Origin of the sequence: Flammeovirga aprica JL-4, assembly GCF_012844305.1 — a bacterium.
Taxonomy (GTDB): domain Bacteria; phylum Bacteroidota; class Bacteroidia; order Cytophagales; family Flammeovirgaceae; genus Flammeovirga; species Flammeovirga aprica.
In genome coordinates this window covers 15868-31010 of record NZ_JABANE010000007.1, presented here as the reverse complement: position 1 = coordinate 31010, position 15143 = coordinate 15868, and the positions used below count along the sequence as shown (strand labels likewise).

Below are 15143 nucleotides of genomic sequence, written 5' to 3'. Positions count from 1 at the left end.
GATTTCAATATTTATCTACTAATGGAATCTCTCAGAAAATTGAACTAAAACCATCTCATCACTAGTTTTATCCCATTAATTATACCATTCATTTAAACTTTGAATGGGATTCACTAGACTGTATAATAATAGACAATAATAGCATTCATGATCTTGGACAGTATTTTTCATTTATCACTACTAATAGGAGTAATATTATCTTTCTTACTTTCGATGTATATCTTTTTTGTTCCACCAAAACACCCCTCCAATACTACTTTGGGAAGTTTGATTTTGGTTTGGACTGTAACAGTATTTGTATATGTTTTCAAATCAGATGAGTTTTTCATTCAATATCCTCATCTCTATTCTCTCATAGACCCCATTGTATTATTATTTTTTCCGCTGATGTTTTTTTACATCAAGTTCTACTTTACTCCCTCTTCAAAAATTGATTATAAATTAGTATTTCATTTTTTACCAGTATTATTATACTTCGTCGCATTTTCTCCATTTCTGATTCTATCTTCCAATGAAAAAGTAGAACACCTAACAAATGAATTGCCCGATTGGTTTTTACCCTATAGTCTATTTTTTGATTCAATAATTATTGTACAAGGAGTAATTTACTCTTTAAAGTCCGCAAAAATTTTGTATCAGTTTCATGACACCTCAAGTCTTTCAAAAGATTTCCGATGGTCTATTCGCTTTATGAAATACTTTGTTTTCAGCAATATCTTTTTGTGGGCCTTAGGGACTGCAGCCGTTGTGCTTCAAATCATGAACGTAAAAGTACCTGTCAACTTTTTTCATTTCTTTTATTTTGGTTTAACCTGCTTAATGCTGACCATTGGATTTTGTGCTTTCAAATGGCCAAAACTATTCCTTCATTTAGCTACTATTGAATTGGAAGAAATAAAAAGTGATAAAAGCGAGGAAGAATTCTTACACAAGACTGATGAGGTATTGAATGAAGAAAGTCAACGATTACTGGCATTAATTGAAGAGAAAAAACCCTATCTGCAGAATGATTTAAAAATGCAGGACCTAGCAGACATATCAGATTTCTCTTATAAAAAGATCTCTCAATTATTAAATAATGAATTGAACACTTCTTTCTATGAATTGATGAACGACTTTAGGTTGAAAGAAGTCCTAAAGTTAATAGAAGAAGGAAAGCATATACAGTTTAACTTGCCACACCTCGGTGAGCAGGCTGGCTTTAATTCAAAGACGACCTTTAATAGAATCTTTAAACAAAAAATTGGTCAGACTCCTTCAGAATACATTAAAAGTCTGGAACAGTGATCAAAAAAGTAGTAGTGTTTTTGGGTAAATTGATGGCTCAGTTTAATGAATTAAGACGGTTCAGTACCAGTAGTTGGAACATCATCAGGCCCATCTCCTAAATCTTCTTCAGAAAATTCTTTTGGAGAAGGAAGGTCTCTTAAAGTAGTAATGCCGAAATACTCTAAAAACTGATCCGTAGTACCATAAAGCATCGGTCTTCCTATTGCTTCAGATTTACCTTTCATCTTCACCAAACCTCTGTTTAGTAACTTTTTCATGGCATAATCACTGCCTACCCCACGAATTTTTTCTATTTCTCCTTTCGTGATAGGTTGCTTATAGGCAATAATCGACAATGTTTCTAACGCAGATCTTGACAGCCTTTTCTTCGATCTGTTTTTCAGGAAAGTATTCACTACTTCACTAGTTTCTTTTTTCGTCAAGAAACTATATCCTTCCCCACTTTTGATGACTTCGAAAGAATAGTCTTTACGTTTATATTTTTTGATTAAACGCTCAATGTTTTCAAGAACCATTTCTTTGGTAATTTCTTCCTCTTCGAAAGTTTCCTGAAGTGTATTTAAAATTTCGTCGACCGAAACAGGTTCGTTAGAGACAAAAATTAGGGATTCAATTGCAATATCTATTCTTTCCATAAAAAAATATGACACTTGATAATTGTGTACTATCAAGTGCCATTTCAATTAATTAATTCTTTGTAATTAACTTCTTTTCAATTTCGCTTCAATCGAATGTTGTGTATGCGGAACAGCACGTAAACGTTCTTTAGAAATTAAGTTGCCAGTATCCACACATACTCCGTAAGTACCATTTTTGATTCTTACTAAGGCCTTTTCTAATTGGGTTCTGTATTTTACTGTTCTTGCAGCTAATTGGTTTAACTGCTCTTTTTCAAAGGCATCTGCTCCATCTTCTAGAGTTTTCCCACCTGTGTGATTAGAATCTTGACCACTAGTATCTTTGGTAATAGAATGTTTTAAATGATCAAGCTCCTTATTAGTCCTCTCTAGCTTCTTATTTAAAAGGATCTCAAACTCCTTTAAATCCTCCGCAGAATAGCGTAATTTTTCAACTGCCATATCTAAAAAACGGTTAAGGTAATATGATTTTACAAAGTTAATGAATATAAATCTAAAAAAATCGTACCATAAGAGTATTCACAAAAAATAAACTTAAAAAATAGAATTAAACTCATTATCATTGTAAATATAAACTATTAATCTGAATTCAGACTTTTTTTATGAAAGAGAATATAGGAAAATATTTAGAAAATCATTTTTGGCCTAAATTATCAAAAGAGAAATTAACCACTGAGAAAAAAAAATATGAATTAGCTTTACCATTCCAAAAAAAAGGAACCTTTCTAAAAAAAATTGAAGAAGAGTTTTATAAGTTTGATGTAGTAAGGAAAGGAATTGTAGCGGCTAATGTTTTAGCTTTAGTCTATAATTCAGAAGTCTCTTTCATCTTATTTACCGGTTCAGTACTTTATCTTTACAATCAAGCCAAGAAAATTAAAAAAACACCTGAGAAAATATTTAACCTATTAGCAGGACATCAAATACATACAAATAATCCAACAAAATCGTTTCAAAGAAGAACCTTCAATTACGATCCTACTTCTATAGGAATCAATGATATACAATTAGGTTATTTGATTGATTATAACCTCAAGACCTACCAAGTTGTAGAGCATTATCAGTTAAGCTCTAATAATGAAACAGAGGAAGAGAAATTAGTATTATTGTCTGGTATTAACGAGCTTGTTCTATTTAAGTATTTTGATCAAGTCAATTTAAAAATCAGAGTAACGGAGAAGGTAAATATTTACAGTATTGATGAAGGTTTGGATACTGAAATTCTTCTGAAACAGCAGCCAAAAGCGATACTCACCGTTAATGGAAAAAGATATTACAGAGATGCCAATCACACAGGCTCTTTTTACTCTTTCACAGAAAATAAAGTCACACACAAATACTCAAGATGGGAATATTATGATGAAAGCCGTGTGGAGTATTTGACAATTGAGCAAATTGGAGCCAAAAATTTCCATGCTTATATTGGTAAATTGGTACATGAAACCGACTTTTCTGATATTTTACCTAAAAAATGAGTGTTAAAAAAAGTTAGCTAACTTTAAGGTTAGTCAAGCACCAAAAAATTATATTATTTTTGAGGGAAAATTTGAGCAATACCTATTATATTTCCTCAAATAAAAATTTAGAAGATATTATTTTTATATAATGATACTAAAAGCAGATAATCTTATAAAGCAGTACGGTAAGCGTACAGTAGTTAATGATGTTTCTATTCAAGTAGAGCAGGGAGAAATAGTTGGTTTATTAGGACCAAACGGTGCTGGTAAAACTACATGTTTCTATATGATTGTTGGGTTGATCAAGCCAAACAACGGAGAGATTCATCTTGATGCAGAAAATATCACTACTCTTCCAATGTTTAAACGTGCTCAAAAAGGCGTTGGTTATTTAGCACAAGAACCATCGGTTTTTAGAGGATTGACTGTTGAAGAAAATATTATGTTGCCTTTAGAGATGGAAAAAATTTCTAAAGAAGAGAAAAAACAAAGAGTTGAAAACTTATTGAATGAATTTTCTCTAACACACGTTCGCAATAACTTAGGTATGTCTCTGTCAGGTGGTGAAAGAAGAAGAACTGAGATTGCACGTACGTTATCAACAAACCCAAGTTTTGTACTTTTAGATGAACCTTTTGCAGGTGTTGACCCTATCGCCGTAGAAGAAATTCAAAGAATTGTCTATAACTTGAAAAAGAAAAATATTGGTATTCTTATTACTGACCACAACGTAACAGAAACTTTATCAATTACTGACAGAGTTTACATCTTACAAAGTGGTGTTGTATTTAGAGACGGTACTCCTGATCAGCTTATCAATGACCCAGAGGTTAGAAAAGCTTACTTTGGTGAATACGCTGAATACAAAAAGAAAGATTTTTCTGAGTAAGAAAACTAAAAATCATACTAAGGACGCTCAGATGGGTGTCCTTTTTTTGATACCCAAAATATTATATTACTTTAGCGTTTATCTTGAAACTAAATTAACAATAACAGTCAACTGTGCGTAACTATTTTTTTCTCAATCACCTATGAGAATTGGATAGTTAATTGTTTAGTTTCACAATTGATCTTAGAACTATCTTAACATATGGAAATACTTGCTTCTGCTATTAATTGGATTTCAAAAAGAAGAATGCATCAGATTGAACATTTTATGATGCATCCTATTGAGGTACAAGAATATTTATTCAAGGATTTAATTTCTAGTGCAGCTCAAACGGAATGGGGCAAGAAATATGATTATAGTTCGATAAAGAATCTTGATACTTTTGAAGAAAGAGTGCCTATCTCTACTTACGAAGATTTGAGCCCTTACATCGAAAGAATGATTCGAGGAGAACAAAATATTTTATGGCCTTCTAAAATCACTGATTTCTCAAAGTCATCAGGTACCACAAATGCCAGAAGTAAATTTATTCCTGTTTCTAAAGAAGCTTTGGAGGATTGTCATTATAAAGCGGGTAAGGATCTTATCACTATTTATCTTAATAATCATCCAACTTCAAAAGTTTTATTTGGAAAGAGCTTAGGAATAGGTGGCAGTTTACAGAAGAACCATCATTATAATGATAGTTTGATGGGTGATGTTTCTGCAATTATCATGAAGAATCTCCCCTTTTGGGCTGAGTTTATGAGAGCTCCTAACCTTGAGGTAGCACTTATGGATGAGTGGGAATCTAAGATTGAAAGAATTGCTGAAACAACAACGGATAAAAATATAACAAGTATAGCAGGTGTTCCTACTTGGACTTTGGTCTTGTTTGAAAAGATTCTAGAACAGACGGGAAAATCATGCTTGGCAGAAGTTTGGCCTAACTTGGAAGTGTTTTTCCATGGTGCTGTAGCTTTTGGTCCTTACAGAGAAACGTTTAAGAAGCTGATTGGCCGTGATGATATGCACTTCACTGATGTATACAACGCATCTGAAGGTTTCTTTGGGATTCAAGATACTACTAATGACGATGAACTCTTATTACTCCTTGATTATGGTGTGTTTTATGAGTTTATCCCTATGTCAGAGTTTGATAAAGAAAACCCTAAAGTAGTACAATTAGCGGATGTTGAAATTGGAAAAAACTATGCAATATTAATTACAACAAATGCTGGCTTATGGAGATATTTGATTGGTGATACGGTGCGATTCACATCAAAATATCCTTACAGAATTAAGATTTCAGGCCGTACTAAGCATTTTATTAATGCTTTTGGTGAGGAAGTGGTCATAGAAAATGCAGAAGAAGCAATAAAGGCCGCTTGTAAAGCAACTCAAGCTGAAGTAAGAAACTTTACAGCAGCTCCTGTTTATCTCCAGGAAGGTCAAAAAGGTGGTCATGAATGGGCCATTGAATTTAAACATACTCCTAATAACCAACAGCTGTTTATTGAAACACTTGATAAAAAGTTAAGAGAAATCAACTCAGATTATGATGCAAAACGTTATAAAGACATGGCATTGATTGAACCAAAAATTCATTTTCTGCAACCAAAATCTTTTTATAATTGGATGAAATCAAGAGGAAAATTAGGAGGCCAAAATAAAGTACCTAGATTGGCTAATCATAGAGAATATTTAGACTCTTTATTAGCTTCACTATAATAACTAAACATGAAACAACAAACACCAAAGACAGCCATCTTATTGATGCATTGTCCAGATCAAAAAGGAATTATATCATATACAACTCAGTTTATTCACGAAAATCAAGGCAATATCATTTACCTTGATCAGTATGTGGACCGAGAAGAGGGACGTTTCTTTATGCGAATAGAATTTGATATTGATTCTTTTTTGATTCCAGAAGATAAAATCAGAGATTATATAGAGACACTTTTAGCAAAGAAGTTTGACATGACTTTGAAGCTCTATTTTAATACGCAAAAACCAAGAATGGCTCTTTTTGTGACGAAGATGTCTCACTGTTTATATGATATTTTATCAAGAACTGATTCTGGTGAGCTACAAGCTGAGATCCCTATGATTGTCAGTAATCATCAACACTTGAAAAAAGTAGCAGATAAATTCAAGATTCCTTTCTTCCATTTTGAAATGAATAAGGAAAATAAAAAGGAACAAGAAGAAGCACAGTTGAAATTAATGAAAGAACATAATATTGATTTTGTAGTTCTTGCTAGATACATGCAGATTCTTTCTCCTGAATTTATTAAGAGTTACCCTGATAAAATCATTAATATCCACCACTCTTTCTTACCAGCATTTGTTGGAGCAAAACCATATCATGCAGCACATGAAAGAGGTGTGAAAATTATTGGAGCTACTTCACATTATGTAACTTCAGACTTAGATGCAGGACCAATCATCGAACAAGATGTAGCCAAAGTAAGTCATAAGGATACCGTGAAGGAATTGATCCGTAAGGGTAAAGATTTAGAGAAGATCGTTTTATCAAGAGCACTTTATCAACATGTAAACCGCAAGCTGATGACGTATAAAAATAAGACAATCATATTTGATTAGAAATAATAAAGGGTGATACATTTGAATGTATCACCCTTTATTATTTTGTAAGAATTGAGATTATAAAGAGATATCTAATACCTCGAATTTCATAATTCCTCTTGGAGTTTTAATTTCAGCAGTCTCTCCTACTTTTTTACCCACTAAACCTTGAGCGATTGGAGAATCGATTGAAATTTTATTTTCTCTAACGTTTGCTTCTTTAGCAGAAACCAATGTATATGACATCTCAGCACCTGTTGGCGCTTTGATTTTAACAGTACATAGAATACCAACTTTAGAAGCATCAAGTTTTGATTCATCAATTACTCTTGCATTGGCAATTAGATTGGCTAAGTTGGCAATTTTAGCTTCTAAATGACCTTGAGCATCTTTTGCTGCATCATATTCAGCATTCTCACTTAAATCTCCTTTATCTGTTGCTTCAGCAATCTGACGAGCAATATCAGCTCTGCCTTTCGTTTTGAGCTCTGTAAGTTCGTCTGATAACTTCTGAAGGCCCTCCGCTGTATAATAAGTAACTTGTGCCATAAGTTTTGTTTTTATCTATAAATGAAAAACGATCCAATTAAATTAGATCGTATTATAATCGTGTAAGAAGACAAATATATGTCTTCTTCTATTATTTAGAAAGAATTTTATTGATTATCTATGGTTTTATCAGCTTTGCCAGCCACGAAAACTGCACCAATTAAGACTACCAATAAAAGGATAGCTGTAAGTTCAAATGCAAAGATTTGATCGGTCATAAAACTGATACCCAAATTAGAAGTAATACCTTCATTGTTGACCGTGTAATCTCTATCTAAGTCCTCCTCTAAAATTCCAAAGGCTAATATTCCAAATAACACCGCACCAAATAAAAAACCAATGAAAGTTCTTTTGGAACCACTATCCATTTCATGATCAATAGAATTTTTGGTATACATTACTCCAAATAATAAAAGCACTAATACCCCACCGATATAAACCATTACTTGTGTTATTGCAAGGAAGTCAGCTCCTGAAAGTACAAACAATCCTGCTACACTCAATAATGAAAAAAGTAGATATGCTGCATTATGGATGACATTTTTTGTAAAGAACAATGCCAAAGATGATAATGCTATTACACCTATGAAAAAATAAAATACTATTAATGTTATCATTATTTCTTTTTGATCACTTTAGGTCTGAATTTTGGTTTTGGAGCCGCTTTTTTAACCGACTTTGCCTCAACCTCTTTTTCCTCAACTTTAGCAACAGGAGTTTTCGCTTCAGTAGTTGTACCCAACTTCGCTGCTTTCTTTTTCTCTTGTTCTAAATCATACAATCTGTTTTTCTCTTCTACCTCTTCAGGAGACATATTAGCAAAACCATAAGTAAGACTACGCATATCTAGCTCGCTGTAATCATATGATTTTGTCATCGTCAGACATTCCGTTGGGCAAACATAAGTACACAAGCCACAGAAAAGGCATTTTGCCATATCAATGTCAAACTTTGCTGCATAAATACGCTTTGGTGTACCATCAGAACACTCTCCAATCACCTCACTTGATTTGATGGGTGCTATATCAATACAATCTACAGGACAGATTTTTGCACATTTGTCACAAACAATGCAATCATCAATCTCAAGATCTAATTTATATCTACCATTATCAGGAACAGGCAATACCTCTTCAGGGTATTTCAGTGTTACAATAGCATTTTGTTTTTCAAAATAATTATCATCACTGGTTCCTATAGGATCTCTCCTTTCATTTTTCAAAGCATCTTTAAAGTGATCTATTGTAATTTTTAGACCATGTTTGGATGTTTCAAATGCTTCTTTAATATTTCCGAAGTATGAATTATTTGCTCCTATTTTTTTACTCATTCGCAAATCTTTATAATAATTATTGTAAAGTTAATAATTTCTTGGAGTAAAATAACCGTTTAAGAGTAAATTATGTTTTGAAGGATTTAATGTTTTAATACTGTTGAACTTCTGTTTATGAAGATTGATATTTGAAATGAGATCCTTTTTATCCTAACGCAAAAAAAACGCATCCAAAGAAAGAATCCTAAGATGCGTTTTAAGTACATGGAAAGAAGAAAAGGGACATTTTCTTTTTTTCAGGTACTTGATAGAACTAAAAATATTAATGATGGTGTTCAGCTTCAGCCTTTTTCATTTCTGCCATTAGATAATAGGCATTGTTTAAAGCAACTTTTTGATTCTGATTCAATTCCTCTAAGAATTTAACCTGAACAAAACCATTATCTTTTTCCCCAGTAATTACTTTATGAGGCTTAAAAGCGTATTCATCCTCTTCCATTTCAACGGTAAAGAAATACATATTATTATCTTCTCTCACCAATGCATCTTCTGGAAGTGCTGTTGTGAAGACATTATTAATCATAATTTTTCCTTTACAATAAGTCCCAGGAATTAATCCATTTTTATCTCCATCAATATCAGCATGTAAGTGAATTGCTTTAGGTCCTTCTTCAAATGATCGTCCAACATTGAACACACTTGCTTTCATCTTTTGCTTTGGGTTCACCTCTGTTGTAAATAACACTTCTTGCCCCACTTGAATTTTTGAGATATCTTTTTCGAAAACCATAAGATCGACATGGATATCATCCAGATTAATCACCTCAAACATTTCTTTTTGAGGATCAACATATTGCCCAGTTTTTACTTCAACAAGTTTGATATAACCGTTCAATGGACTGATGACAGGAACGTTTTCATAAATCTCTCCCTTCTTAATCTTATTAAGGTTTAAATGAAGCATTTTCAATTGAGCTTCTAGACCTTTCACCTCTCCTTTTGTTGAAAAGAAATCTGAAGAAGCTTTTTGGTATTCTCTTCCTGAGCCCACCTTTTCTTCATAAAGCTTTTTCTGTCTGTTATATTCCTCCTCCAGAAACTTTAATTGATTGATCTTTGTGACATAATCCGTTTGAAGTTTGATGAGATTGGGGTGATTTAAATAAGCCAAAACTTGATTTTTCTTTACCTTTTCCCCTTCTATCACATTAATCTTTTTGACATTGGCTCCAATAACAGCAGTAACCGAAGCTTCATTTTGTGGTGGCACTTCAAGAGAGCCATTTGTCAATACATACTCTCCAATATTAATTTCAGGAATATTACCTATTTGCATTTCCATACTTTTAAACTGAAGCATTGATAAATGTACTTCCTCTTCATGGTCATCATGATCATCGTGTCCACCTTCTTCATGAGAATGTTCATCACCTTCATGTTGATGAGAACTTGAAGTGGGTTGACAACTTATTGTTGTTAATCCAAAAAATAGAAAAGCTATAATATATTTATATTGATTCATTGTTGTGTCTTGTTATTTGCCAGTAATGTATTCTAATTCAATCATAGTTTGATTGAAGTTGTTGAGGGTTTGCAAGTAATTATACTTTAGCTCCAGACTTTGATTAATATTCTGGAAATACTCGATATAATTGATGGCACCATGCTCAAAACTTTTCTGAGCATTTTTGATGATACGATCTACCTGCGGAAGGGCTTTACTTTCATAGTAATTCAAGCTTCCATTAAGCTGATTTACTTCTTGTTCCAATCTGATATAATCACCCTCTAATTGAATTTTATATTGCTGTGACTGTATCATTGCATTTTGAGCTTTCAATTTAGAAGCATTTACTTTAGCTTTACTCGAGCCATAAAATATTGGAATTGCTAACCCTACTGATACTCCTTGGAAACGGTTAGAGGAATTTGCAATACCACCATCTTCTGAAAGAGGAACACCATTCATCGAATTATTAAAATAACCCAGGTTTATATCAGGAAGCATTTCAGAAGAAGCAATCTTCTTTTCAGCTTCTGCTACTTGAACTTGCTGATTGATGAATGCGAGTGTAGGATTATTTTCAACAGTATTCGTATTTAAATTATTTTTCTTCTTCAACTTTTCGGGTTGAAACTTCAATCCTGTAGTATCTTGCAGTAACACTCTTAGGGTGTTTTTCTGAATATTAATTTCAGAATTCAATACAAAAAGTCTATTCTCAATCTCCATTACCTGTGTTTCAGCGGAAGCTTTTTCGAGGAAATTCGTTGCTTCAGTTTCAAAACGGATGGTAGAAGCATGAAGAAACCTTTTGTACAAACTATCTTGATAGAACATCAAAGTCTGTTGTTCGTTCAAATAACTTAATTGGAACCACGCCTTTTTTATTTCCCTTTTGATTTCTTGTTCTGTCATACTGAGTTTCAACTGACTTCCAATAATATTCTCTTTTGCAAGGTCTTTACGGCGAGAATAGACTGTAGGAAATTCAATACGTTGAGAAATCTCTATCCCCAAATCATTTCGAAAGGAATTGTATTGACCATAAGTGGAAGTAAGCTCAGTTTTCTGGATATTGACGGCCTGTTTTTTACCCAATTCAGCAATTTCAATTTCAGAGTTGGCTATTTTGATATTACCATTCTGCTGTAAACCAATTGATATCGCCTGATCCAAAGATGTAACAGTTGTAATGTCTTGGCCAAAGGTCTTATTTCCAGAAATAAAGAACGCACAACCGATAAATAAGGCAATAATTGGTTTAGGATTGACTTTAATTGAGTTTGATTTTTCTATCATCGAATATAAAACTGGTAAAACAATTAATGTCAAAAATGTTGAAGTGATCATTCCACCAATAACCACAGTGGCAAGAGGTTGTTGTACCTCTGCTCCTGCTGATGTGGAAATCGCCATTGGTAAGAAACCTAAAATATCCGTCAAGGCCGTTAATAAAATAGGTCGTATTCTCCTTCTTGCTCCAATTTTTATTCTTTCCATTAAGTTGTCAACTCCTTCTTCTTTCAGTTCATTCCATCCTTCAATAAGGACTAATCCATTAAGTACAGCCACGCCAAATAATACGACAAAGCCAACTCCGGCAGAAATACTAAATGGCATTCCTCTTACCCACAAAGAAATGATTCCGCCAATCGTTGCAAAAGGGATAGCCATCGCAATCATAAGTGTTTGCTTAAAAGATTTCAACGCTAAAAAGAGCAATAGGAAAATGGAGAGAAGAGCGATGGGTACTACTACCTTTAATTTTTTAGAGGCCCTTTCAAGGTTTTCAAATTGTCCTCCATATCGAATAAAATAACCGGCAGGCAATACGAGCTCTTGGTCTAGTTTTTCCTTTATATCATTGACTACTGATTCTATATCTCTTCCCCTCACCATTAAACCAACATAAGTTCTACGTTGTGTATTATCTCTACTGATCTGCATCGGGCCGGGTTCATAGACTACATCGGCAATTTGATTTAGAGGAATTTGATATCCATTAGGAAGGCTCACATATAAGTTTTTGATATCATCAATGTCATTTCTCCTATTTTTCTGAAATCTTACCACTAGATCAAATCTTTTTTCCCCTTCGAAGATCATTCCAGCAGATTTTCCGGTGAAAGAAGTTTGTACAAGGTCATTCAGGTAATTGATATTGAGACCATATTGAGCAATTTTATCTCTATCATAATGGACAACAATTTGAGGAAGGCCATCTGTAGCTTCTACTCTTTTATCAGCAATACCTTTTACATCATTAATTATAGCACTGATTTCTTCTGCTTTTTCAGCTAGAATATCCAAGTCTTCACCATATAACTTAATTGCAACATCTTCTCTTACCCCAGAAATCAATTCATTAAAACGCATCTCAATGGGCTGGGTAAATTCAAAGTTTATTCCTGGAACGACAGAAACCTTTTCTTTGATTTTTTGAATCAATTCCTCCTTTGTACAAGCACTTGTCCACTCCTTCTTGGGTTTTAAAATAACCAAACAATCCGCCACATCCATTGGCATTGGATCTGTAGGAACTTCCGCTACTCCAATTCTACTCATCACCTGCTCAATTTCAGGAAAATTGGCTTTCATGATATTTTCGATTTTCGTAGTCGCTTTTATTGTCTCTTCTAAAGAAGTACCCGGTTTCATAATCACATGATAGGCAATATCACCTTCATCCAGTTGCGTCATAAATTCACCCCCCAATGTTGAGAAAAGATAGAATGAAGAAAGTAAAACCGTAATACATGCTACTATTATCACTTTTCCTTTACTAAGAGATTGTAAAAGGACGGGTTCATATGCTTTTTCTATAGACTGAATAATTTTATCACCAAAAGAGGATTTATTATTCCTTTTTACATTGATAAACAATGAAGAAACCATAGGTACATAAGTCAAACAAAGAATCATCACACCGATCATGGCAAACATAAAGGTAAGTGCCATTGGGATGAACATTTTACCTTCTACACCTTCTAAAGTAAGAATTGGAGCAAATACAATAAGAATGATTAATTGGCCGAAGAAAGCAGAGTTCATCATTTTAGTAGATGCTGTTTTACTGACTTCATTTTTCTGCTCCTGATTTAACCCTTCCGTACTCAATACTTTCTTATGCATCATAAAGACTGTTGCCTCAACAATAATCACAGCTCCATCTACGATTATACCGAAATCAATAGCCCCTAAACTCATCAGGTTTGCCCATACATCAAATACATACATCATCATAAAGGCAAAAAGTAATGATAATGGAATTGTTGATGCAACTACAAGACCTCCTCTCCAATTTCCGAGTAAAAGCACTAATACAAAAATCACTATCAAAGCCCCTTCAATCAGGTTATTCCAAACGGTAGAGGTTGTCTTTTCAATCAGCTTATTTCTTGCAAGAAACTCCTTAATTCTGACACCTTTTGGTAATGAAGGCTGAATCAATTCTACTCTTTCTTGGACAGCTTGAATTACATCATTAGAATTGGCTCCTTTTAACATCAGAATCATTCCACCGACCGCTTCACCTTCACCTTCTTTGGTCAAAGCACCATAACGTACAGCATGCCCAAATTGTACTTTTGCTATATCTCCGATATGAACAGGGATGCCATTTTCATTTTTAATTACAATTTTACGAATGTCATCTAATGATCGGATTAATCCATCTCCTTTAATGAAATTAGCTTTGTGATTCTTTTCAATATAGGAAGCACCTGAGTTTTGATTATTTAAGGACAATGAATTATAAACATCACCAATGGTGATACCCATTGAATTAAGAACATCAGGATCAACGGCCACTTCATATTGTTTGATATTTCCTCCAAAAGCATTGACTTCAACGACTCCCGGAACCATAGCCATTTGTCTTCTTATGATCCAATCTTGAATAGATCTTAAATCAGTTAAAGAATACTGATCTTTATAAGCTGAATCAACTTCTAATGTATATTGATAAATCTCCCCAAGACCTGTACTGATTGGCCCTACAAACGGTTCTCCAAAACCTGCAGGAATTTTTTCTTTTACTTCAGCTAGTTTTTCGACGACAAGTTGCCTGGGAAGATATGTACCTATTTCATCTTTAAAAACAATGGTAACCAAAGACAACCCCGAACGGCTAACAGATCGTATTTCTTCCACATCAGGAAGGTTTGACATTGCTAATTCGACAGGATAGGTTATAAATTGTTCTATTTCCTCAGTACCTAAACTAGGTGCTTGAGTAATGACTTGTACTTGATTATTTGTGATGTCAGGGACGGCATCAACAGGAACCTTTGTTATTGACCAAATACCACCGCATATCCATGCCATGATAAATACGCCAATAATAAGTTTATTTTTGATTGAAAATGATATGATACTACTTATCATCTTTCTTTACTTTTTTTTGTTGGTGTATACTACTCCTAGTCCAATTCTCATTGTACACGAAAACATATACAGAAATCAGTTAATGATTCAGTAATTAGAAAGGAGAAAAAATGGATATAACAATCAGGCTACTCTTTTTAGCTGAGAAGCGAACAGAAGTTATATCAAGTAGGTTAGTATACTGTAGGAGGTCCCCGTTTACCTGAACAGGTAATGTAAAGAAGTGATTTTACAGAGAGATTATCAACCACATAGTGATTAACAACTTCTGTAATAGATTTTGGGGTGCTCCATAAAATGCAGAAAGCAATTACTTCTCTAATCAACTTAGGAGCTTTTAAGATCATTTCGTTATCGGTAGAGATCTTATTATCTACCACTGCAGAATGATTAATATGACCTAAAAGACAAGCAATAAAATCATACAGATCTAAATCAGTATGCTCGTTATAGTTGTATGTTTTACGGTCTGTACTATCATCTTTAATGCAACAACCCTTCTGCTCAGCTGAGCAATGTATATCGTATTCAGAGTGGGCAATAAAAGTGTGAGTAACTCCTATTGTGTACACTAAGAATATAAAAA

Annotated in this window: 13 protein-coding genes; 5 read left to right on the top strand and 8 right to left on the bottom strand. The window is 33.6% G+C overall.

The genetic code is table 11. From position 1 onward, the window contains the following. The first annotated feature begins 213 nt into the window (after window positions 1–213). On the top strand, window positions 214–1287 hold the full coding sequence (locus HHU12_RS03715) for a helix-turn-helix transcriptional regulator (RefSeq protein WP_169655128.1): 1074 nt from the start codon (window positions 214–216) through the stop codon (window positions 1285–1287). A 50-nt stretch (window positions 1288–1337) separates the two neighbouring features. On the opposite strand, the gene scpB is transcribed toward HHU12_RS03715, so the two are convergent. Both scpB and HHU12_RS03705 read right to left on the bottom strand, forming a co-directional pair. Beyond that, the gene (gene scpB, locus HHU12_RS03710; protein ID WP_169655126.1) at window positions 1338–1925 is read right to left on the bottom strand and encodes an SMC-Scp complex subunit ScpB; all 588 of its coding nucleotides are present in this window, start codon (window positions 1923–1925) and stop codon (window positions 1338–1340) included. A 66-nt stretch (window positions 1926–1991) separates the two neighbouring features. After that, a complete protein-coding gene (locus HHU12_RS03705; RefSeq protein ID WP_062618323.1) occupies window positions 1992–2369 on the bottom strand; it encodes a TraR/DksA family transcriptional regulator in 378 nt (125 codons plus the stop codon). 161 nt (window positions 2370–2530) lie between these two features. Here HHU12_RS03705 and HHU12_RS03700 point away from each other — a divergent pair, with 161 nt between their 5' ends. From HHU12_RS03700 to purU, 4 genes are all read left to right on the top strand, one after another. Beyond that, a complete protein-coding gene (locus HHU12_RS03700; protein ID WP_169655125.1) occupies window positions 2531–3403 on the top strand; it encodes a DUF4178 domain-containing protein in 873 nt (290 codons plus the stop codon). Window positions 3404–3533: 130 nt separating this feature from the next. Then, window positions 3534–4274 carry an LPS export ABC transporter ATP-binding protein gene (gene lptB / locus HHU12_RS03695; RefSeq protein WP_169655123.1) on the top strand — a complete coding sequence of 247 codons (741 nt, stop codon included), beginning with the start codon at window positions 3534–3536 and terminating at the stop codon, window positions 4272–4274. Between the two features lie 201 nt (window positions 4275–4475). Further along, on the top strand, window positions 4476–5984 hold the full coding sequence (locus tag HHU12_RS03690) for a GH3 auxin-responsive promoter family protein (RefSeq protein ID WP_169655121.1): 1509 nt from the start codon (window positions 4476–4478) through the stop codon (window positions 5982–5984). A gap of 9 nt (window positions 5985–5993) precedes the next feature. Continuing rightward, window positions 5994–6863 carry a formyltetrahydrofolate deformylase gene (purU, locus tag HHU12_RS03685; RefSeq protein WP_169655119.1) on the top strand — a complete coding sequence of 290 codons (870 nt, stop codon included), beginning with the start codon at window positions 5994–5996 and terminating at the stop codon, window positions 6861–6863. Between the two features lie 60 nt (window positions 6864–6923). On the opposite strand, the gene greA is transcribed toward purU, so the two are convergent. The 6 genes from greA to HHU12_RS03655 all read right to left on the bottom strand — a co-directional run bounded on the left by greA (window position 6924) and on the right by HHU12_RS03655 (window position 15129). Continuing rightward, window positions 6924–7394, bottom strand: a complete 471-nt coding sequence (gene greA, locus HHU12_RS03680) for a transcription elongation factor GreA (RefSeq protein WP_169655117.1) — start codon at window positions 7392–7394, stop codon at window positions 6924–6926. 107 nt (window positions 7395–7501) lie between these two features. Further along, a complete protein-coding gene (locus HHU12_RS03675) occupies window positions 7502–8011 on the bottom strand; it encodes an NADH-quinone oxidoreductase subunit J family protein (protein ID WP_169655115.1) in 510 nt (169 codons plus the stop codon). Beyond that, window positions 8011–8724, bottom strand: coding sequence for a 4Fe-4S binding protein (locus tag HHU12_RS03670; RefSeq protein WP_169655113.1), 714 nt, complete (start codon window positions 8722–8724; stop codon window positions 8011–8013). Before HHU12_RS03670 ends, HHU12_RS03675 begins: the two co-directional genes overlap by 1 nt. A 265-nt stretch (window positions 8725–8989) precedes the next feature. Continuing rightward, window positions 8990–10189, bottom strand: a complete 1200-nt coding sequence (locus HHU12_RS03665; RefSeq protein ID WP_169655111.1) for an efflux RND transporter periplasmic adaptor subunit — start codon at window positions 10187–10189, stop codon at window positions 8990–8992. Between the two features lie 12 nt (window positions 10190–10201). Continuing rightward, the gene (locus HHU12_RS03660) at window positions 10202–14557 is read right to left on the bottom strand and encodes a CusA/CzcA family heavy metal efflux RND transporter (RefSeq protein ID WP_169655109.1); all 4356 of its coding nucleotides are present in this window, start codon (window positions 14555–14557) and stop codon (window positions 10202–10204) included. Window positions 14558–14730: 173 nt separating this feature from the next. Next, complete coding sequence (locus HHU12_RS03655; protein ID WP_169655107.1) at window positions 14731–15129, bottom strand: hypothetical protein; 399 nt, start codon at window positions 15127–15129, stop codon at window positions 14731–14733. Between the last annotated feature and the right edge of the window lie 14 nt (window positions 15130–15143).

Excerpts from the sequence above, each read along its gene's own strand:
- lptB (WP_169655123.1), top strand. The coding sequence starts at position 3,534 with ATGATACTAAAAGCAGATAATCTTATAAAGCAGTACGGTAAGCGTACA.
- HHU12_RS03705 (WP_062618323.1), bottom strand. The coding sequence starts at position 2,369 with ATGGCAGTTGAAAAATTACGCTATTCTGCGGAGGATTTAAAGGAGTTT.
- HHU12_RS03690 (WP_169655121.1), top strand. The coding sequence starts at position 4,476 with ATGGAAATACTTGCTTCTGCTATTAATTGGATTTCAAAAAGAAGAATG.
- HHU12_RS03700 (WP_169655125.1), top strand. The coding sequence starts at position 2,531 with ATGAAAGAGAATATAGGAAAATATTTAGAAAATCATTTTTGGCCTAAA.
- scpB (WP_169655126.1), bottom strand. The coding sequence starts at position 1,925 with ATGGAAAGAATAGATATTGCAATTGAATCCCTAATTTTTGTCTCTAAC.
- HHU12_RS03670 (WP_169655113.1), bottom strand. The coding sequence starts at position 8,724 with ATGAGTAAAAAAATAGGAGCAAATAATTCATACTTCGGAAATATTAAA.
- greA (WP_169655117.1), bottom strand. The coding sequence starts at position 7,394 with ATGGCACAAGTTACTTATTATACAGCGGAGGGCCTTCAGAAGTTATCA.
- HHU12_RS03675 (WP_169655115.1), bottom strand. The coding sequence starts at position 8,011 with ATGATAACATTAATAGTATTTTATTTTTTCATAGGTGTAATAGCATTA.
- HHU12_RS03665 (WP_169655111.1), bottom strand. The coding sequence starts at position 10,189 with ATGAATCAATATAAATATATTATAGCTTTTCTATTTTTTGGATTAACA.
- purU (WP_169655119.1), top strand. The coding sequence starts at position 5,994 with ATGAAACAACAAACACCAAAGACAGCCATCTTATTGATGCATTGTCCA.
- HHU12_RS03715 (WP_169655128.1), top strand. The coding sequence starts at position 214 with ATGTATATCTTTTTTGTTCCACCAAAACACCCCTCCAATACTACTTTG.
- HHU12_RS03660 (WP_169655109.1), bottom strand. The coding sequence starts at position 14,557 with ATGATAAGTAGTATCATATCATTTTCAATCAAAAATAAACTTATTATT.